Source organism: Cupriavidus phytorum (assembly GCF_003254285.1).
GTDB lineage: Bacteria > Pseudomonadota > Gammaproteobacteria > Burkholderiales > Burkholderiaceae > Cupriavidus > Cupriavidus phytorum.
In genome coordinates this window covers 205126-225553 of sequence record NZ_QKZN01000007.1, presented here as the reverse complement: position 1 = coordinate 225553, position 20428 = coordinate 205126, and the positions used below count along the sequence as shown (strand labels likewise).

Here is a 20428-nt window from a genome sequence, read left to right as displayed (position 1 = left end):
TAGTACATGGCAGCTTCGGTGGCCAGAGAGCTGCGTGCGCGAGAGGGCTGGCGCCTCGTCGAAACGCTCCGCAGTGCCGCGGCCTCCACCTCCTGCTGTTACCCCTTGCCTTATCATCGATACTGTATAAATATACAGTCATCGTAAATATCCTAAATCCTCGCCGTGGCGGCGAGCGATGCTAACTTCACATGACTGCGCCATTGCACGCAGCCCCGCCAAGGGCGGCGGAGGGTCTGCCTTTCCCTGCGCCGGCGGCCTCAGGGTCCGCCTGGCCTGCCGCGGCCGAGCGCCAGCAGGCGCTGTCCGCGCTCGAGCAGCGCTATCCCGGGCTGTGGCGGGCCGGCCAGCTGGGCCGCGCCGGCGGGGCCGCGGTGTGCCCGACCGGGTATGACGCGCTGTCGGCGGAACTGCCCGGCGGCGGCTGGCCGGCCGGCGGCCTGACCGAACTGCTGACCACGCAGGGCGGCGCGGGGGAAATGCGCCTGCTGCTGCCGGCCTTGCGCACGCTGGCCGGGGCGGGGCGGCGCATTGCGCTGGTGGCGCCGCCTTACCTGCCCAATGCGATGGCGCTGGCCGCGGCCGGGCTGCCGGCGCGGCAGTGCTACTGGGTGCGTGCTCCGGCCGAAGCGGCCAGGGCCGCGCAGCAGGCCGACATGCTGTGGGCCGCCGAACAGGTGCTGCGCAGCCAGGCCTTTGGCGGCGTGCTGGTGTGGCTGCCGGCGGCGCGCCCCGAGGCGCTGCGGCGGCTGCAGGTGCTGGCGCAGGCCGGCGACGCGGTGGCCTGGGCATTGCGCCCGGCCGCGGCGCTGCGCGAGTCGTCGCCCGCGGTGCTGCGGCTGCTGCTGGCGCCGCTGCCCGGCAACATGCTGTCGATCACCTTCCACAAGCGCCGCGGGCCGGTGCGGGACACGCCGCTGCTGCTGCGCCTGGACGGCATGGCGGCGGCCACGCGCGCGGCGGCCTGGCCGGTGCCGGCAGGGGCAACTGCGGCGGTGCCCGCCGGGCCCGAACCGCTGGCGCAGTCTTCTCAGCTTTCTTCCGATGCCGTACTGGATCGCGGTGCACCTGCCGCGCCTGCCCCTGGACGCCCTGCAGCCCAACTGGCCTGAGCCGGCGCCCGCCGCGAGCCCGCCTGCCGCCGCCACCCTGCACCATGCGCTGCCGGTGGCGGTGATGGCGCGCGAGCAGGTGGTGCTGGCCAATGGCCCGGCGATGCAGCTGGGCGTGCGCTATGGCATGCGCCGCGGCGGCGTGCAGGCCCTGTCGGCCGATATCGTGCAGCTGGAGCGCGACCCGGCCGCCGAAGCCGCGCTGATGGAAGCGGTGGCGCTGGCGCTGCTGCGTTTCACGCCGGGCGTGACCGTCGACGAGGAGCCGGAGTCGGCCACGCTGATGCTCGATGTCAGCGCCAGCCTGCGCCTGTTCGGCGGCCATCGCGCACTGTGCCGCGCGGTGCGTGCCTGCGTGCGCCAGCTGGGCACCGTGGCCCAGGTGGGGTGTGGCCCGACCGCGCACGGCGCCGCCTGGCTGGCGCGCCAGCCGCTGCGGCGCACGCGGCGCGGCGTGGTGCGGCCCGGGCGCCGGGCGGTGGGCATGGCGCGCCTGCACCGGCTGCTCGACCGCCTGCCGGTGGAGGCGCTGCACACGCTGGCCGACCCGGCCTGGCTGGATGGCGTCGGCTGCCGCACGCTGGGCGAGGTGCGGCGCCTGCCGCGCGCGGGCCTGACGCGCCGGCTGGGTCCGGCGCTGCTGGCGCGGCTGGACCAGGCCTATGGCGAGGCGCCGGCGCGCTTTGTCTGGTTTTTGGCGCCGCCCGCGTTTGCGCAGCGCATGGACCTGCCGGGCCGGATCGAATCCGCCGAAGCCGTGCTGGCCGGCGCGCAGCGGCTGCTGCTGGCGCTGGCGGGCTGGCTGGCGGTGCAGCAGGCCGGCGTCACGCGCTGCGTGCTGGTGCTGGAGCATGAGCGCTACCGGCGCGGCGCGGCGACCGAAGGCACCCCGGTGCCACTGGGCCTGGCCCAGCCCAGCCGCGATCCCGCGCACCTGTCGCGGCTGCTGCGCGAAAAGCTCGACCAGCTCAGCTTCCATGCCCCCGTCACCGGCCTGGCGCTGCGCGTGGAGGCCATGGCCGCGTGCGTGCCGCAAAGCGATGCGCTGTTCCCCGAGCCCGGCGGCACGCCGGAAGACCTGGGCCGCCTGCTCGATACGCTGATGGCGCGGCTGGGCCGCGACAACGTGCTGCAGCCGCGCCCGCTGGCCGACCACCGGCCCGAGCGCGCCAACCGCTGGTGTCCGGTCGACGAGCCCGGCGGCAAGCCCGCCAGCCTGCCCGAGCCGCCGCCGGAGCGCCCGCTGTGGCTGCTGCCGCAACCGCTGCCGCTGCCGGTGCAGCGCCACCGGCCCTGCCACGGCGGCCCGCTGGCGCTGCTGAGCCGGCCCGAGCGCATCGAGGCCGGCTGGTGGGACGGGGCCTTGGCCACGCGCGACTACTTTATCGCCGAGCGCGCCGACGGCCTGCGCTGCTGGATCTTCCGCGAGCGTCCGGGCCATGGCGCGCAGGACGATGGCGGCGAATACCGCTGGTTCCTGCATGGGTTGTTCGCATGAGCGCGCCGCCTTTGCCCAACTCGCTGTCCGCCTCGCTGTCCGCCTCGTTGCCGGGTTTGCTGCCGGCGTTGCCGGATTACGTGGAACTGCACTGCATCTCCAACTTCACCTTTCTGACCGGCGCCTCGCACCCCGGCGAGCTGATCGAGCGCGCCTTCGGCCTGGGCTACAGCGGGCTGGCGCTGACCGATGAATGCTCGGTGGCCGGCACTGCGCGCGCGCACGATGCCATCGAGACCCTGCGCAAGCGCCTGCACGACGCGGTGGCGCGCAGCGCGGCACGGGGCGCCGCGGGTGCCGATGATGGTGTCGATAACGGTGTCGATGACGGCATCGACGAACCGCTGCTCGACGACGCCGATGCCTTCGGCAGCGGCGACGACGATCCCGGCTTCCACGCCAGCCGCCATCAGCGGCTGCAGGCGCTGGCGCGCGCCGCCGATGCGTTCTCGCTGCTGATCGGCAGCCGCTTCAGCCTGACCCCGGCCAATGGACCGGAGCAGGCGCCGCTGCGGCTGGTGCTGATCGCGCAGCACCGCGAGGGCTTCGGCAACCTGAGCGAGCTGATCACGCTGGGCCGCCGGCGCGCGCAGAAGGGCAGCTACCGGCTGCATCCCGAAGACCTCGCCGCGCCGGCCGGCGACGTCGCCCACCTGCGCGGCATGCCCGGCTGCGTGGCGCTGCTGCTGCCCGACTATTGCGCCGAGCCGGAACGGCTGCTGGAGCAGGCCGAGTGGTGTCGCGCAGTGTTCGGCGAGCGCGCCTGGATCGCGCTGGAACAGTTGCAGGGCCATGCCGATGCCGTGCACCGCGCGCGCCTGGAAGCGGTATCGGCGCAGACCGGCGTGCCGCTGGCCGCGGCCGGCGCGGTCACCATGCATGTGCGTTCGCGCAAGCCGCTGTCCGACGTGCTGACCGCGATCCGGCTGGGCCAGCCGCTGGCCGAGTGCGGCATGGCGCTGGCGCCCAATGCCGAGCAGCACCTGCGCATGCGCCAGGTGCTGTCGCGCCTGTACCCGCGCGAGGTGCTGGCGCAGACGCTGAAGATTGCCGAGACCTGCGATTTCTCGCTGGGCACGCTGCGCTACGAGTACCCCGAGGAACTGGTGCCGCCCAATGAAACACCGATCTCCTACCTGCGCAAGGAAGTCGAGCGTGGCAAGCATGAGCGCTTTCCCAACGGCCTCAAGCCGGAGTGGGAAGCGCAGTTGAAGGAAGAGCTGGAACTGATCGAGGAAAAGCACTACGAGCCGTTCTTCCTCACGGTGCACGACATCGTGCGCTTTGCGCGCTCGCGCGGGATCCTGTGCCAGGGGCGCGGCTCTGCAGCCAATTCGCTGGTGTGCTTCTGCCTGTATGTGACCGAGGTCAGCCCGGAGCAGGCCAACCTGCTGTTCGGCCGCTTCCTGTCGCGCGAGCGCGACGAGCCGCCCGATATCGACGTGGATTTCGAACACCAGCGGCGCGAAGAGGTGATCCAGTACATCTACGACAAATACGGCCGCCATCGCGCCGCGCTGGCGGCGTCGCTGATCACCTACCGTTCGCGCAGCGCCCTGCGCGACGTTGGCCGCGCGCTAGGCATCGACGCCAGCGTGGTCGAGCAGGTAGTCAAGGGACAGGCATGGTGGGACGGTGGCCCGGGCTTTGTCGACAAGATCGCCCGCTACGGGCTCGATCCCGAGTCCCCGGCGGTGCAGCAGTGGGCCAGCCTGACCGCGCAGCTGCGCGGCTTTCCGCGCCACCTGTCGCAGCACGTGGGCGGTTTCGTGATCGCGCGCCACAAGCTGTCGCGGCTGGTGCCGATCGAGAACGCGGCCATGGCCGACCGCAGCGTGATCCAGTGGGACAAGGACGACCTGGAGTCGCTGGGGCTGCTCAAGGTCGACGTGCTGGCGCTGGGCATGCTGTCGGCGATCCGGCGCGCGCTGGAGATGATCCCCAACCCCAGCATCGATCCGGCGCGCGCGGGGCTGCCGGCGCGCATGGAGGACATTCCCAAGGAGGACAAGCCGACCTACGACATGATCTGCAAGGCCGACACCATCGGCGTGTTCCAGATCGAGTCGCGCGCGCAGCAATCGATGCTGCCGCGGCTGCAGCCGCGCGAGTACTACGACCTGGTGGTGGAAGTGGCGATCGTGCGGCCGGGCCCGATCCAGGGCGGCATGGTCCATCCGTACCTGAAGCGGCGCGAGGCCTTTCGCCGCACGCAGAAGCCGCCGGTCTACTTCAACCAGGTGATCGAGAAAGTGCTGGGCCGAACGCTGGGCGTGCCGATCTTCCAGGAGCAGGTGATGCAGCTGGCCATCGACGCGGCGGGTTTCTCGCCCGGGCAGGCCGACCAGCTGCGCCGCTCGATGGCGGCGTGGCGGCGGCGCGGCGACCTGCGCAAGCACCAGGACGCGCTGGTGCGCGCGCTGACCGGCAAGGGCTATCCGGAATCCTTCGCGCTGGCGATCTGCAAGCAGATCGAGGGGTTTGGCGAGTACGGCTTCCCCGAAAGCCATGCGGCCAGCTTCGCCAAGCTGGTGTACGTGAGTTCGTGGCTCAAGTGCCACCATCCGGCGGCCTTCCTGTGTGCGCTGCTGAACAGCCAGCCGATGGGCTTCTATTCGCCGTCGCAGCTGGTGCAGGACGCGCGCCGCCATGATGTGGAGGTGCTGCCGGTGGATGTCACCATCAGCCGCTGGGACAGCACGCTGGAGCCGGTGCCGGAGTCCGATGCGGCCAGTGCGGTCAGCACTCGGCAGGAGCGGCCGCCGCATCCGCGCGTGCGCCTGGGCCTGGGCCGGGTCAAGGGCATGCGCGAGGCCGCCGCGCTGCGCATCGAGGCGGCGCGCGCGCAGCATGCCTTCGACAGTGTCGAAGACCTGGCGCTGCGCGCCGGCCTGGACCGCCACGACATCGATGTGCTGGCCGCCGCCGACGCGCTGGCGCCGCTCGCCGGCAACCGCCGCCAGGCCCGCTGGCAGGCCCGCGCCGCGGCCGCGCATGCCGCGCACCGCGACCTGCTGTACGAAGCGCCGCCCGCCGAAGCCGCGCTGGCGCTGCCCGCGCCGCGCCTCGGCGAAGACGTGACCGCGGACTATGCCAGCCTGGGCCTGTCGCTCAAGTCGCACCCGCTGGCGCTGCTGCGGCACAAGCTGGCGGCGATGCGCTTTGTCACCGCCAGCCAGCTCGAACGCTGCGCCAACGGCCGCCGCGTGCGCGCCTGCGGCATCGTCACCGTGCGCCAGCGCCCGTCCACCGCCAGCGGCACCATCTTCGCCACCATCGAGGACGAGACCGGCAGCATCAACCTGATCCTGTGGCCCGACCTGGTCGAGCGCCAGCGCAAGGAGGTGCTGGGCGCCACGCTGCTGGGCGTGGTCGGCACCTGGCAGCGCCAGGGCGACGTGCGCCACCTGGTGGCCAAGGAACTGGTGGACCTGAGCCCGATGCTGGGGCGGCTGCTGGTGGGGAGCCGGGATTTTCATTGAGACGCACGGCGCCAATGAGGGAGATGCAAACGGCGCGAGACTAGCTGGCTCGCGCCGTTTGCTTTTCAGCGCTGCTCATCCGTCGGGCGGGCAAGCAGGCTCTCCCTGGTCAGACCAGTGCCTGCAGGCGATCTGCGCTCTCGTCCAACTGTTGCTTGAGCGGCAAAAGCAGGGCGTGGAGGCCGATGCCTTGGGGGATGGTGTCGCTCTGCAGGTCCAGCAAGCTCAGGAAGGACTGAAGGCCGGCGCTGACGCGCAGGATGTCGTCAGTGGCCTCGAGGATTTGCTCCTCCAGGGTGACGGCTTTGCTGGGTGGGGGCGGAGCGGCTTTGGCGTGGGGGCGGGCCTGGGCGCGGTCCACTTTGGCCAGGTTCTCGGCCAGTTGAGCTTTTCGGGTAATGGTGGGCTCTTGGGGAGCCGGGGTGTTGCTTGGCATGGTGACCTCCGAACTAAAGGGATGGAGGCCCGTCGTCCGCTGCTAATCGGGTGGGCGAGCACGGGGCAGGGTTAGTCAGTATGACTCCCCTGGAGCAAGGAGGGCTGGCCCGCCGTGAGGAATCAAACGCGGGTTAGCATGACTGCCAGAGCCGCACGGTGTGGACAGTGCCACACCCGGCGATTTCCAGCGCGGAGGCCAGCATGGAAAACGATATCACTTTGTATGTCGGTCTGGACGTTCATAAGGACTCGATCACGGTTGCCTATGCACTCGGCATGGGTGAGGTGGAACAGCTTGGCAAGATCGGTACGTCGAAGGCTGATACCGACCGCTTGTGCAAGCGCCTGCAGTCCAAAGCACGCCACATCCGAATCGTCTACGAGGCAGGCCCTTGTGGCTATGGTCTTTACCGCGAGCTCACACAAAAGGGATTCGACTGCATGGTGTGTGCGCCGTCGTTGATCCCGAAAAAGCCCGGTGAACGCATCAAGACCGATCGACGCGATGCGCTCAAACTCGTGCGATCGCTGCGCGCCGGCGATCTCTCGGCGGTGTACGTGCCCAGCGTGGAGGACGAAGCGTTCCGGGATTTATCACGGGCGTGGGTGAGCACTAAAGATGATCTGAAGCGTGCTCGACAAAGGCTTAAGGCCTTTCTGCTCTCACACGGTGTTCGTTACACCGGCAAAGCCGACTGGGGCCCGGCGCACCGGCGCTGGATCAGTGCCTTTGCGTTCGACACTGTGTGGCAACAACTCGCCTTTGACGAATACCGACGTGCCATCGAGGATCGGCTCGCGCAATGCAGCCGTCTCGAAGAAGCTTTGCGCGAAGCAGTGGTCAACTGGCGCTTCTACCCAGCCATATTGGGCTTGCAGGCCATGCGCGGCGTGCAATTGACTACGGCGATAGGCATTCTCGCCGAGTTGGGCGACCTCTCGCGCTTTGCCCATCCGCGCCAACTGATGGCCTGGCACGGCGTGACGCTCGCTGAGCACTCATCGGGAGAAAAGCGGCGCCAGGGCAGCATCACAAAGAACGGCAATAGCTATGCAAGAAAGCTATTGATAGAAGCCGCCTGGAGCTACCGGCACCCGGCACGTGTGAGTCCCCAGATCCAGCGCCGGCACGAAGGCCTCCCAAAGGCCATCGTTGACCGGTCTTGGGACGCTCAGGTTCGACTGTGCCGGCGCTATCGGAAACTTGCCGCCCGCGGCAAGAACCCGAACATTGCCGTGGTCGCAGTGGCCCGCGAACTGAGCGGATTTATTTGGGATATCAGCCAGCTCGCGATGTCTCTTGCCGTACCGAACGAAGCGCGCGCAGCGTAACCCAGACCGGTATCAACCTATGACACTACTGCGAGGCCAGTTTCCTGGAGGCGGCGTAGCCCGGCAACACGAGCAACCCGCGGGTCTGCTAGGCAACGGATTACATCCGACTTGCGACGTTAGATAGCGGCTGGCTCATTGGGCGGACCTCTGTAATGCGGTAACCAACCCGCGGATATCAGCGTGATCCACCGTCGAGACTTACTGCTACGTCGCCCTCAGGAAACTGGAACCAACATGGGAACCTGTAACTGAACCAACCAATCTCGATTGACACGGGGAGTCATATCAGCAGACCGGCACACCAAACCGGCGAGCCCGAAGGCTCCCCCGCCAAGGCCCGCCCGCAGGTGTGGACGTTCGGAGGCGCGACGGACAGCGCCGCTCGTGCGGCGCTGTCCGTCGTGTGGTATGCAGGCTGCTAAACCTGATCGCCATTGGATTGGCGACAAACCATTCTCGAACACCCACGCCGGAGCGGCAATGGATCAGATCATTCAGAAACGAATTTTGACATACTGGTCAGGTATGCCGGCCAGGGCGCGATCGCAACTTTATTCGGAACGTTGCTGAAGCCATGTATCGTCGATGCCGGCTCTAACGTTGGGGCGACGGGGGGCCGAAAGAGTCTTGGCTGGCGAGGGGCGCCTATCGGCCATGAAGGGTCATTTGCCTTCACCAACGCGCGGACGTTTGTGCGTCCGCTTCGCTCAAGCAACAGACCCTTGTTCGCATTCGTTTCTGTCGCCTCTGTGGCGCTTCGACATGGCCTTCGTGTCCTAACGTCTCAGAATCTGTGGTTGATGGGTAAAGATCACGGATCGGCGGGGGTATTGAAGCGCCAGGACCGCTTCCAGATTGTCCTCGGCCTGGATCTTGAATACTTCGTCGCCACAATCCGCGAGGCGTGCGAACTGCGCCGCCTCCGACATATATACACAAAAAGTGTCAATGACTGACAAATAATATATTGGACGTGATCTAGCTGCGGCCATATTCTCCAGCAGACCCAACAACGGGCGCGGAAATGACCATGGCAAGCAATCTCATTCTTGAAACCGTCGGACTGAGGAAGGAGTTCAAGGGATTTGTCGCCGTAAACGACGTCAGTCTCAAGGTCAGGCGTGGGCACATCCACGCACTGATCGGTCCGAATGGTGCAGGCAAGACCACCTGCTTCAACCTCCTTACCAAGTTCCTGGATCCCACGCGCGGCACCATCCGGTTCAACGGTGCCGAGATCACCGGCGACAAGCCGGCGCAGGTCGCACGCCGGGGCGTGGTGCGCTCCTTCCAGATCTCGGCGGTGTTTCCGCACCTGACCGTGCTTGAGAACGTGCGTATCCCGCTGCAGCGCAGGCTCGGGATTTCCTTCCAGTTCTGGCGCTCGCCGAAAGTCCTCGCATCGCTCGATGACAGGGCCATGGCATTGCTCGCCGACGTCGGACTGGAGGACTTCGCCGACATGACGACCGCCGAGATGCCGTACGGCCGCAAGCGCGCGCTGGAAATCGCCACCACGCTGGCCCTCGACCCCGAGCTGATGCTGCTCGACGAGCCTACGCAGGGCATGGGCCACGAAGACGTTGACCGCGTCATGCAGCTCATCAAGAAGGTCTCGGCCAATCGCAGCATCCTGATGGTGGAGCACAACATGAAAGTGGTGTCCGGCATCTGCGACGCCATCACGGTGCTGGCGCGCGGCAGCGTGCTGGCCGAGGGCACGTACGCGGAAGTCTCCGCCAACCCGCAGGTCATCGAGGCCTATATGGGCAGCGCTGATGCCGCGCTCGCTGCGCCGGGAGGGCATTGATCATGGCGACGGAATACCTGCGGGTCACCGACCTACATGCCTTCTACGGCGAATCGCACATCCTGCACGGCATCGACTTGCTGGTGAACGAGGGAGAGTGCGTGACCCTGCTCGGCCGCAACGGGGCAGGCCGTACCACCACCCTGCGCGCGATCATGGGCCTGACGGGGCGGCGCGCCGGCTCGGTCATGATCGACGGCCGCGAGGCAATCGGCATGCCGGCCCATCGCATCGCGCGTCTCGGCGTCGGCTTTTGCCCGGAAGAGCGGGCGATTTATTCCAGCCTCTCGTGCGAGGAGAACCTCCTGCTGCCGCCGCAGGTGGGTGGCGGCGGGATGAGCCTCGACGAGATCTACGCGATGTTTCCCAACCTCCACGAGCGGCGGCATAGCCAGGGCACGCGGCTCTCGGGCGGCGAGCAACAGATGCTGGCGATGGCGCGCATCCTGCGCACCGGGGCGCGGCTGCTGCTGCTGGACGAAATCTCCGAGGGACTGGCGCCGGTGATCGTGCAGAAGCTCGCCCAGGTCATCCGCGACCTCAAGGCAAAGGGCTACACGATCGTGCTGGTGGAGCAGAACTTCCGGTTCGCCGCGCCGCTGGCCGACCGCATGTACGTGGTGGAGCACGGCCAGATCGCCGCGGAGATCCACCAGCACGAGATTCACGAGAAGCAGCACCTGCTCCAGGAACTCCTGGGTGTCTGAGACCGCTGCGGAGGAGACAACATGACAACGATTCTGGGAGTCCCGCTACAGGGGCTGTTGGGGCAACTCGTACTCGGGCTGGTAAACGGCTCGTTCTACGCGATTCTCAGCCTCGGGCTCGCCGTGATCTTCGGCATGCTCAACATCATCAACTTTGCCCACGGCGCGATGTTCATGGCGGGCGCATTCGTCGCCTGGGCGGGCCTGGAGTATCTCGGCATCAGCTACTGGTGGTCGCTGCTGGCGGCGCCGGTGCTGGTCGGGCTGACGGGTATCGCCATCGAGCGCGGCCTGCTGCGGTGGCTGTACAAGCTCGACCACCTGTACGGGCTGCTGCTCACCTTCGGGCTGGCGCTCATTATCGAAGGCCTGTTCCGCTTCCAGTTCGGCGTCTCGGGGCAGCCGTACTCGATTCCCGACGAGATGGCCGGCGCCTTCAACCTCGGCTTCATGATCCTGCCGAAATACCGCGCGTGGGTCATCGGTGCCTCGCTCACAGTGTGCCTGCTGACCTGGTTCACGATCGAGAAGACCCGCCTCGGCGCCTACCTGCGCGCCGCCACCGAGAACCCAGGCATTACCCAAGCCTTCGGCATCAACGTGCCGGTGATGGTGATGATGACCTATGCCTTCGGCGTGGGCCTAGCCGGGCTGGCCGGCGTGCTGGCGGCACCGACGGGGCAGCTAAGTCCGCTGATGGGGTCGAACCTGATCATCGTCGTGTTCGCGGTGGTGGTGATCGGCGGCATGGGTTCCATCCTTGGCGCGATCGTCGCCGGACTGGGGCTGGGCGTGGTCGAAGGACTGACCAAGGTGTTTTATCCAGAGGCGTCGGCCACGGTGGTTTTCGTGATCATGGTCATCGTGCTGATGGTTCGGCCGGCAGGCCTGTTTGGCAAGGAAAAGTGAGGTCGAGTATGAAAATGAGAAATCTTGGCTACGGTGTCCTGCTGCTGGGCGCGCTGGCGGCCCCGGCCGTGCTCTATCCGGTGATGCTGATGAAGGTGCTGTGCTTCGCCTTGTTCGCCTGCGCCTTCAACCTGCTGCTCGGCTATACCGGCCTGCTCTCGTTCGGCCATGCGGCGTTCCTGGGCACGGCGGCCTATATATCGGGCTATGGCATGAAGACCTGGGGGCTCACCCCGGAACTCGGCCTTCTGCTCGGCACGGCCGTCTCGGCTGCCGCGGGCTTTGTCGTCGGGGCGCTCGCTATTCGCCGACAGGGCATCTACTTCGCGATGATCACGCTTGCTTTGGCACAGATGTTGTACTTCCTGTTCCTGCAGGCGCCGTTCACAGGCGGCGAGGATGGCATGCAGGCCATTCCGCGAGGCAGGCTGTTCGGCCTGTTCGACCTGGCGTCGGACCTGCGCATGTACTACTTCGTGCTGGCGATCTTCCTGTTCACCTTCTGGCTGATCCACCGCATCATCCATTCGCCTTTCGGCCAGATTCTGAAGGCGATCCGCGAGAACGAGGCGCGCACCACTTCGCTGGGCTACGACGTCGCGCGCTACAAGCTGCTGGCCTTCGTCCTCTCGGCGGGCCTGGCCGGCCTTGCCGGGGCCACCAAGACCCTTGTCTTTCAGTTTGCCACACTGACCGACGCGCACTGGCACACCTCCGGCGAAGTCGTACTGATGACGCTGTTGGGCGGCCTTGGCACTGCCTTCGGCCCGGTGGTGGGCGCGGGCATCGTGGTCGCCATCCAGAACGCCTTGGCGGACAAGGTCGGTTCCATGATCACCGTGATCATGGGGAGCATCTTCGTCGTGTGCGTGCTGGCGTTCCGCCGCGGCATCGTCGGCGAGTTGAACGCGTTGTGCCAGAACATCGTGGGCAACCGCCGCGGCCGGCCCGCACCGCGCCACGCTGCCGTGCCGGCACCAAGTCATGACGAAACGCCCGCCGGAGCAGGCGTGCATGCCCGGCGCGCGGAAGGAAAGGCATGAAATCAAGCGCTGAACGGAACACCCCATATACATCCCCACAGTAGAGGAGACACAGGATGAACAATCGCATCAAGCTGCTTTCGCTCGCCGCGCTGCTGGCGGCCTCGACGGCGCAGGCCGAGATCACGGACGGCGTGGTCCGGATCGGCGTGCTCAACGATCAGACCGGCGTTTATGCCGGGCTGGCTGGTTCCGGTTCGGTCTGGGCCGCGAAGAAGGCGGTCCAGGACTTCGCGCCCGAGAAGCATGGTCTGAAGGTGGAGATTGTGGCCGCCGACCACCAGAACAAGCCGGACGTCGGGGCGAGCATCGCCCGCCGCTGGTTCGACGTGGACAAGGTGGACGCTATCGTCGACGTGCCGACCTCGTCGGTCGTCCTGGCGGTCAACCAGGTGGCCAAGGAGAAGAACAAGGTGATGATTGTCACCGGCGGCGGCACCTCCGACCTCACCGGCAAAGCCTGCACGCCCAATGCCATCCACTGGGCCTACGACACGTGGGCACTGGCGAATGGGACGGGCAAGGCGGTTGTCAAGTCGGGTGGCAAGAGTTGGTTCTTCGTGACTGCCGACTACGCCTTCGGCCACTCGCTCGAACGCGATACCGAAGCTGTCGTCGTCAAGAACGGTGGCAAGGTTCTCGGCAAGGTCCGGCATCCTTTCCCGGGCAACGATTTCTCCTCCTACCTGCTTCAGGCCCAGGCCTCGAAGGCACAGGTAGTGGGCCTGGCCAACGCCGGGGGCGACACCATCGGCGCGGTCAAGCAGGCCGCCGAGTTCGGCGTGACCGCCGGCGGTCAGAAGCTGGCAGGCCTGCTCGTCTTCAGCAGCGACGTCCAGGCGCTCGGCCTCAAGGCCGCACAGGGTCTGTTGCTGAGCGAGACCTGGTATTGGGATATGACCGACGAGAACCGCAAGTTTGGCAAGGAATTCGCCACTGCCAACAACGGCAAGTTCCCGACCATGGCGCAGGCGGGCACGTACTCGGCTGTGATCCACTACCTGAAGGCAGTGACGGCGATGAAGGCGGATGGCGACGGCAGCGCCGTGGTAGCGAAGATGAAGGCGATGCCCACCGACGACAAGCTGTTCGGCAAGGGCAGCATTCGCGAAGACGGCCGGAAGATCCACCCGCTCTATCTGTTCGAGGTGAAGAAGCCGTCGGAATCGAAGTATGCGGGCGACTTCTACAAGCTCATCGCCTCCATTCCCGCCAACGAGGCGTTCAGGCCGGTGGAAGAAGGTGGCTGCCCGCTGGTTGGGAAGAAGACGTCATGAAGATCTAAACGCCCCTTTGTCCGATGCGCGCAGCACGTCGGTCGGCAGCGCTGCTATCGAGCGGTTCCGGTGCCCCGTGTGTTATCAGAACTTCGTCTCAAGCCCGTTGCGGGCAGCCCTGGCCGACGGCAACTCGCTGGCGCCCGGCCGCCACGTACGGCTGCTGCCTATTGCCGGCATCGCCGCGCGACTGAACGTCCGCGCCATTCTCCGGCCCTCGCCAACGTTACAGCGGGCGAGGCCCGGGGGAACCTTCACAGCATGCTTTTCGCCGTCTCGATGAAAGCCGTCATCAGCGGCGTTGGGGTGCGCTGGCTATAGCCGAGCATGATCTCGACGGTTGGTTGCCGGCCTTTGATCGGCTTGTAGACGACGTGGTCGAACTTCATCTGCCGGACCGATGCCGGCACGAAGCCGATGCCCGCACCGGAGCTGACCAACCCGACCAGCGTGTAGACCTGCCCCACTTCAGACACGACCTTCGGCACGAAACCCGCCGACGCGCACATGCGCATGTTCATGGCGTGAAAGTCCGGCGCCGCCTCGGGCATGTACATGATGAAGGGCTCCTGCGCGCAATCCTTCAGCGAGATTGACTCCGCGTTCGCGAATGGGTGCCTTGCCGGCACGGCCAGCACGAATGGCTCTTCGAGGATGGTTTCCCACGTCACGTCCTCGAGGTCGGGCACGGGCCGCATGAAGGAGATATCCGCGTCACCCCGCCGCAGCGCTTCTGCCTGTTCGACGACCGGAAACCAGCGCAGCAGGATCTCCACGGAGGGAAAACGCTTTCGGTAGGCGCGCAGGATGGGCGGCAGCAGCGTATAGGACGTGTGCTCGAAGAAGCCGATCGTCAGCCGGCCAGTCTCACCGCGATGCGCGCGCTGCGTCTGGACGACCGCACTCTCGGTAGCGCGCAGGATCTGCCGCGCCTGCTCCAGGAAAATGCGACCCGCCTCGGTCAGCTCCACGTGCCGACGCGAGCGGTTCAGCAGTGTCACATCCATCTCCTCCTCGAGTTGGCGGATCTGCAGGCTCAGCGGCGGCTGGGCGATGTGCAGGCGCTCGGCCGCCCGCGTGAAGTTGAGTTCCTCGGCGACGGCGATGAAGTAGCGGAGGTGGCGAAGGTCCATCGCTATATCCTGCGAGTATAAAAGAGCGATCAATTATATATTGGACACTAGTTTGTGCAATCCCTACGATTCCATGCATACCCGCTCCGCGCTCCACCCCTGCCGGTCCGCAAGGCTGGCACCGGAGGCCGGACAAGCCAATGTACCCATGGAGACAAAGATATGGATTCCAGACTGACCGATGATGCGCTAGATCGCATCCTGCAACGCATCGATGCAACGATCGCGCAGGACGAGGCGGGCTTTCCGCATTATGGCAATCCGGCCGACGGCACCTGGACACGCTCCCCGACCGGCGACTGGACCGGGGGCTTCTGGGTCGGGATGCTGTGGCTGGCTGCCTTGCGCACCGGCGAGCAGAAGTACCGCGACAGCGCCCGCATGTGGTCCGCGCGGCTGGCACCGCGGGTTACGTCGAAGTCGGTGTTCAAAGGATTCCTCTTCTGGTACGGCGCGCAACTCGGCGGCTCGCTGCTGGCCGATCCGCAGGCTGCGGAACTCGCCCTCGACGGCACGCGGGGCCTGGCGGAGATGTACAGCGAAGCGGCCCGCCTGATCCCGCTCGGCACTGAGGCCGAGGAGGCCTCCAGCGTGGGGACGAGCGAGGCCAACATCGATGCAATTCCGGGCACCGTGGCGCTGCTGCTGCGGCATGACGCCGCGCTCGGCACGGGAGAGATCGGCCGCCAGCACCTGCGCCAGCACATTGCCCTGTGCGTGCGGGAGGATGGCTCGGTTTGCCAGTCCGCCACATTCAACGCCGCCGATGGCTCGCTCGTGAAGCGCTACACGCACAAGGGCATCCATGACAGCAGCACGTGGGCCCGCGCCCAGGCGTGGGGCATGCTCGGCCTCGCACAGGCGCTGTCGTGCGGCGAGCAGGCGTTCAAATCCGACGCGATCCGCGTGGCCGATTGGTGGGTCGCGCACCTGCCCGCCGACCGCGTGGCCTTCTGGGATTTCGACGATCCCGCCATCCCGCACACTAACCGCGACACCTCGGCCACCGCCATCGCCGCCGCCAGCCTGCTCAAACTGGCCGCGCTTGTCCCGGAGCGCGCGGCGGTCTACCGCCAGGCTGCCGTCGACAGCATCGAGCAACTCGTGACCCGCTACCTGACCCCAATCGGTCCAGACGATGAACGGCAGCCTGGCATCCTCACCGGCGGCTGCTTCAACAAGCGCAATGGCGTCGCCATGGATAACGAACTGGTTTGGGGCGACTACTTTCTCCTCGAATCCCTGCTCATTCTCGCGGGCAGGATCGACGCCACCCAGGTCTGAACCCCAACCCACTTCCGGAGAACCCACATGTCCGACATCAAGATCCCGCACGAAGGCAACGTATCCACCCTTATTGGCACGCACACCAGCTACACCCGCACCCTCGGCGAGTACGACATCTATGCCTTCGCCGGCATCAGCGGTGACAACCACCCCAACCACATGGACGACGAATACTGCAAGCGCATGGGCTTCGGCGGCCGCATCGCGCAGGGCGCCATGATGGTCGGTTTCATCGCCGGCGCCGTGACCAAGTATCTCGACATGATCCAGCGCCCGGCGGTCTCCTACGGCTACGACAACGTGCGCTTCACCAAGCCCGTTCGCATCGGCGACACCCTCACCGTGAACTACCGCATTGCCCGCGCCGACGACGAGAAGAAGCGCCTGTGGGCCGAGGCGACGCTGCTCAACCAGCGGGGCGAGACGGTCTGCGTCGGTACCCACATCATCCATTTCCAGGCCTGAGCCCGGGCTGCGAGCGGCGAGAAAGGTGAGAGATCGCATGAGCAAGATCTGTACTGCGGCGCAGGCCGTTTCGGATATCCGGCCCGGCCAGAGCGTGGGTAGCGTGGGCGTGATCGGCTGGCTGACGCCGGACGCGTTGTTCCAGGCGCTGGCGCAACGCTTCCACGAGACCGGGTCGCCTCGTGACCTGACCTTCTTCTTCCCGGTCAGTGTCGGCGACGGCATGGGCATCCGCGGCATGGATCACGTGGCAGTCGAAGGGCTGATGAAGCGGATCGTGTCGGGCAACTTTACCAATGCGGTGAATCCGGCCACCGGCAAGCGCCCCGAGTTCATGCGTCTGATCCGCGAGAACCGGGTGGAAGCCTACTGCTGGCCGATCGGCGCCACCATGCACTGGCTGCGCGAAGTCGCCCGGCGCAGCCCAGGCTACCTGACCCGCATCGGCCTCGGCTCCTACATCGACCCGCGCCAGCAGGGCGGCAAGTACACGGCGCGCGCCACCGACGACCTGGTGCGGGTGCAGGAGCTGGACGGCAAGGAATACCTGTTCTATCCGAGCTGGCCGCTCGACGTGGGGTTCCTGCGTGCCACCAGTGCCGACGAGGACGGCAACCTGAGCTTCGAGGACGAGCCGATCACGTCGTGCGCGCTGGCCATGGCGCTGGCGGTGAAGGCGTCAGGCGGCACCGTGATCGCACAGGTGCGCAAGCTGGTGCCGCGCCACGCCAGGCCGGCGCACGCGGTGCGGATTCCCGGCGTGCTGGTGGATCGCGTCGTGGTGGAACCCGACGCCATGATGACCACCGACATCCGGTACGACGATGCCTACCTCGGCGGCCAGCTTTTCGACGGCCGCGCCTCGGACCGCCTGCCGCCCGGCGCCGACAAGGTGATCGCCCGGCGGGCGGCCCGCGAAATCAGACCCGGCGAGGTCAGCATCTTCGGCTTCGGTGCTTCTTCCGACGTGCCCACGGTGATGATGGAAGACGGACTGTTCGCCGACGGAGGCCTGCGTCGCTACAGCTTTACCACCGAGCACGGCCCCTTCGGCGGCGTCGTGATGAGCGGCTGGCAATTCTCCGCCAACAAGTATCCGGAGGCCTTGATCGATGGCCCGTCGCAGTTCGACTTCATCGACGGCGGCAACTGCCCGATGGCGGCGCTGGCCTTTGCCCAGTTCGACCGGGGCGGAAACATCAACGTCAGCCGCTTCGGCGCGGCCAATCCAGGGCCGGGCGGCTTCATCGACATCGCCTACAACGCGCGCAAGCTGCTGTTCACCGGCACCTTCACCACCGGCGGCCTCGTCGCCGACACCACCGACGGCTTCCTGTCGGTCGGGCGTGAGGGGAGCGTGCGCAAGTTCGTCGAGCGCGTGGACGAAATCACCTATCCACTGGGGCGCAACGTGGCCGAGCGTGGCCAGGAGGCCAAGGTCATCACCGAGCGCGCAGTCTTCTCGGTGGCGCCAGACGGACTGGTGCTGGAGGAGGTTGCGCCCGGCATCGACGTCAGGTCCCAGGTACTGGACCTGATGGCCTTCCCTCCGGTGCGCGTGGCGGAGCCGCTTCCGCGCATGGACCCGACGCTATTCCGCGCCTGACGCATCGACATATCTACGAGGAAAACATGGCTGTCATCAACTACCTGACCACCGTTCACATCGACTTCGGCGCCATCCGGATGCTGGGGGCCGAGCTGCAGCGCCTGGGCATCCAGCGACCGCTGATCGTCACCGACCGCGGCATCCGCGCCGCCGGTATCGCCGGCAAGGTGCTCGACGCCCTGGGCCCGGATTGCACCCCCACCGTCTTCGAGGACACCCCACCCAACCCGACGGAAGCCGCCGTGTCCGCCGCGACCGGCCTTTACCTGGGCAATGGCTGCGACGGCATCGCGGCCGTGGGCGGCGGGTCGCCCATCGACCTGGGCAAGGCCACTGCGCTGCTGGCGACCCACCCGGCACCGCTGCAGACCTACGCGGCGGTGGAAGGCGGCGCGAGCCGGATCACCAGCCGGGTCGCCCCGCTGGTGGCCATCCCGACAACCGCGGGTACCGGCAGCGAAGTGGGCCGGGGCGCGGTCATCGTCATGGAGTCCGGCCGCAAGCTCGGCCTGCTTAGTCCGTTCCTGCTGCCGAAGCTCGCCATCTGCGACCCCGAACTGACGCTGGGCCTGCCGCCGGCCCTGACCGCCGCAACCGGCATGGACGCCATCGCCCACTGCATCGAGACCTTCCTGGCGCCGGCCATCAACCCGCCCGCCGAAGCGATCGCCCTGGACGGCCTGCGCCGCGGCATGGCCAATATCGGCAAGGCCACCGCCGACGGCTGCGACCGCGACGCGCGCTGGAACATGATGATGGCCGCCATGGAAGGCGCGCTGGCCTTCCAGAAGGGGCTGGGCGCGGTGCATGCCCTGTCGCACCCGCTGGGCGCGGTGCCCGGCGTCTCGTTGCACCACGGCACGCTGAACGCCGTGCTGCTGCCGGCCGTGCTGCGCTTCAACAAGCCGGCGACCCAAGCCAAGCAGGCCGCACTGGCACAGGCCATGGGCCTGCCCGCCGGCGGGGACCCGGCTCAGGCCATCAGCGAACTCAACGCCGGTCTCGGCTTGCCGGCTCGTCTCGGCGCCATGGGCGTGCCGCGTGACGTGTTGGAGGACATCGCGGTCGCCGCCACGAAGGACCACTGCCACGCCACCAATCCCCGCACTGCCACGGTCGACGACTACCTGGCGATGCTGCACGAATCGTATTGAGGAGAAAGACGATGTCATACATCGCAGAACACCACGAGATGATCCGCGAGGCGGTGCGCCGTTTCGCCGAGGAAGAGATCGCACCGGTCGCCCACCGGTTGTGGGAAGAGGAGAGTTTTCCCTACGAGGTCTGGCGCCGGGCCGGCGAACTGGGGTATATCGGGCTGCCGTACCCTGAAGCCTGGGGAGGCAGCGGCGGCGACTGGCTTGGCTTTGCCATTGCGCTGGAAGAGATCGCCCGCGTCGATTGCGCCGTGGCGGTAGCCATCATGGCCAATTCGACGGCGGCCAGTCTGCTCAACAACTACGGCACCGATGACCAGAAGGCGCGCTTCCTGCGGCCGATCCTGGCGGGCACGCAGGTCGGCTGCATCGGCCTGACAGAGCCGAACGCCGGCTCCGATGCCGCCAATATCCAGACCCGCGCAGTGCTGAAGGATGGCTGCTGGGTTATCAATGGCGCCAAGACCTTCATCAGCAACTCGGGTTCCGAGATCACCGGCCCGATCGTCATCGCGGCGGTGACGGGAATCCGGCCCGACGGGCGCAAGGAGATATCGAACTTCATCGTGCCGAACGGTACGCCCGGCTTCAGTCATGGCAAGAAGCTGCACAAGATCGGCTGGCGCGGATCGACCACATTCGAGCTGTTCTTCGAGGACTGCGCCATTCCTGCCAACCACCTGCTCGGCGAGGTCGGGGCCGGCCTCAGGCAGACCTTGTCACAGGTGAGCACCGGCCGCATCCTGATCGGAACGCTGGGCCTGGGCATCCTGCAGGGCTCGCTGGAACGCTCTGCCCGCTACATGAGCGAGCGCACAGCGTTCGGCAAGACGCTCGACCAGTTCCAGTCGCTGCAGTTCAAGCTGGCCGACATGGCGACCCACGCGCACGCTGCCCGCCTGATGCTCTACGACGCTGCGGTGGCCAAGGACGAGGGCCGGCCCTATGATCGGCAGGCCTCGATGGCAAAGCTCTTCGCAACCGAAAAGGCCATGGAGGCGGCCCACCAGGCCGTGCAGATCCACGGCGGCAACGGGATCATGACGGAGTACGCGGTATCCCGCGCGTTCGGGGATGCCAAGGTGCTCGAGATCGTTGAGGGAACCTCCGAGATCCAGCGGATGATCATCTCCCGCGACGTAACGCGCTGACGCACGGCTGCAGCC

16 protein-coding genes are annotated in these 20428 nt (G+C 66.8%); 14 read left to right on the top strand and 2 right to left on the bottom strand.

The window, feature by feature from the left end:
* Positions 1-191: 191 nt before the first annotated feature.
* The 3 genes from imuA to C7416_RS19230 are packed head-to-tail and all read left to right on the top strand — an operon-like array spanning position 192 to position 6092.
* On the top strand, positions 192-1112 hold the full coding sequence (gene imuA, locus C7416_RS19240; protein ID WP_111520394.1) for a translesion DNA synthesis-associated protein ImuA: 921 nt from the start codon (positions 192-194) through the stop codon (positions 1110-1112).
* Positions 1045-2610: a Y-family DNA polymerase gene (locus tag C7416_RS19235; protein WP_111520393.1), complete on the top strand. Its 1566-nt coding sequence runs from the start codon at positions 1045-1047 to the stop codon at positions 2608-2610. Before imuA ends, C7416_RS19235 begins: the two co-directional genes overlap by 68 nt.
* Positions 2607-6092: an error-prone DNA polymerase gene (locus C7416_RS19230; RefSeq protein ID WP_181461273.1), complete on the top strand. Its 3486-nt coding sequence runs from the start codon at positions 2607-2609 to the stop codon at positions 6090-6092. Before C7416_RS19235 ends, C7416_RS19230 begins: the two co-directional genes overlap by 4 nt.
* 109 nt (positions 6093-6201) lie before the next feature.
* Here the strand turns inward: C7416_RS19230 and C7416_RS19225 are convergent, their stop codons facing one another.
* Positions 6202-6528 (bottom strand): DUF1484 family protein, encoded by a 327-nt coding sequence (locus C7416_RS19225; RefSeq protein WP_111520392.1) that lies wholly within the window; start codon positions 6526-6528, stop codon positions 6202-6204.
* A 203-nt stretch (positions 6529-6731) separates the two neighbouring features.
* Here C7416_RS19225 and C7416_RS19220 point away from each other — a divergent pair, with 203 nt between their 5' ends.
* The 6 genes from C7416_RS19220 (at position 6732) to C7416_RS19195 (ending at position 13611) form a co-directional block, all read left to right on the top strand.
* The gene (locus C7416_RS19220; RefSeq protein ID WP_111520391.1) at positions 6732-7862 is read left to right on the top strand and encodes an IS110 family RNA-guided transposase; all 1131 of its coding nucleotides are present in this window, start codon (positions 6732-6734) and stop codon (positions 7860-7862) included.
* 1033 nt (positions 7863-8895) lie between these two features.
* Positions 8896-9675 (top strand): ABC transporter ATP-binding protein, encoded by a 780-nt coding sequence (locus C7416_RS19215; RefSeq protein ID WP_063239488.1) that lies wholly within the window; start codon positions 8896-8898, stop codon positions 9673-9675.
* Between the two features lie 2 nt (positions 9676-9677).
* The gene (locus tag C7416_RS19210) at positions 9678-10382 is read left to right on the top strand and encodes an ABC transporter ATP-binding protein (protein ID WP_029043246.1); all 705 of its coding nucleotides are present in this window, start codon (positions 9678-9680) and stop codon (positions 10380-10382) included.
* A 21-nt stretch (positions 10383-10403) separates the two neighbouring features.
* Positions 10404-11291, top strand: coding sequence for a branched-chain amino acid ABC transporter permease (locus tag C7416_RS19205; RefSeq protein WP_063239487.1), 888 nt, complete (start codon positions 10404-10406; stop codon positions 11289-11291).
* Positions 11292-11305: 14 nt separating this feature from the next.
* Positions 11306-12334 carry a branched-chain amino acid ABC transporter permease gene (locus tag C7416_RS19200; RefSeq protein WP_063239486.1) on the top strand — a complete coding sequence of 343 codons (1029 nt, stop codon included), beginning with the start codon at positions 11306-11308 and terminating at the stop codon, positions 12332-12334.
* Positions 12335-12390: 56 nt separating this feature from the next.
* Positions 12391-13611 (top strand): ABC transporter substrate-binding protein, encoded by a 1221-nt coding sequence (locus C7416_RS19195; RefSeq protein ID WP_063239485.1) that lies wholly within the window; start codon positions 12391-12393, stop codon positions 13609-13611.
* Between the two features lie 254 nt (positions 13612-13865).
* Here C7416_RS19195 and C7416_RS19185 read toward each other — a convergent pair whose 3' ends face one another.
* The gene (locus C7416_RS19185; protein WP_063239484.1) at positions 13866-14744 is read right to left on the bottom strand and encodes a LysR family transcriptional regulator; all 879 of its coding nucleotides are present in this window, start codon (positions 14742-14744) and stop codon (positions 13866-13868) included.
* 162 nt (positions 14745-14906) lie between these two features.
* Here C7416_RS19185 and C7416_RS19180 point away from each other — a divergent pair, with 162 nt between their 5' ends.
* The 5 genes from C7416_RS19180 to C7416_RS19160 are packed head-to-tail and all read left to right on the top strand — an operon-like array spanning position 14907 to position 20413.
* Positions 14907-16028, top strand: coding sequence for a glycoside hydrolase family 88 protein (locus tag C7416_RS19180; protein WP_111520390.1), 1122 nt, complete (start codon positions 14907-14909; stop codon positions 16026-16028).
* Between the two features lie 27 nt (positions 16029-16055).
* Entirely contained in the window at positions 16056-16496 is a 441-nt protein-coding gene (locus C7416_RS19175; protein ID WP_022538176.1) for a MaoC family dehydratase, read from the top strand.
* A gap of 37 nt (positions 16497-16533) precedes the next feature.
* A complete protein-coding gene (locus C7416_RS19170; protein WP_063239482.1) occupies positions 16534-18102 on the top strand; it encodes an acyl CoA:acetate/3-ketoacid CoA transferase in 1569 nt (522 codons plus the stop codon).
* Positions 18103-18128: 26 nt separating this feature from the next.
* Positions 18129-19259 carry an iron-containing alcohol dehydrogenase gene (locus tag C7416_RS19165; RefSeq protein WP_111520389.1) on the top strand — a complete coding sequence of 377 codons (1131 nt, stop codon included), beginning with the start codon at positions 18129-18131 and terminating at the stop codon, positions 19257-19259.
* Between the two features lie 11 nt (positions 19260-19270).
* Positions 19271-20413, top strand: coding sequence for an acyl-CoA dehydrogenase family protein (locus C7416_RS19160; RefSeq protein ID WP_063239480.1), 1143 nt, complete (start codon positions 19271-19273; stop codon positions 20411-20413).
* The last annotated feature ends 15 nt before the right edge of the window (positions 20414-20428 follow it).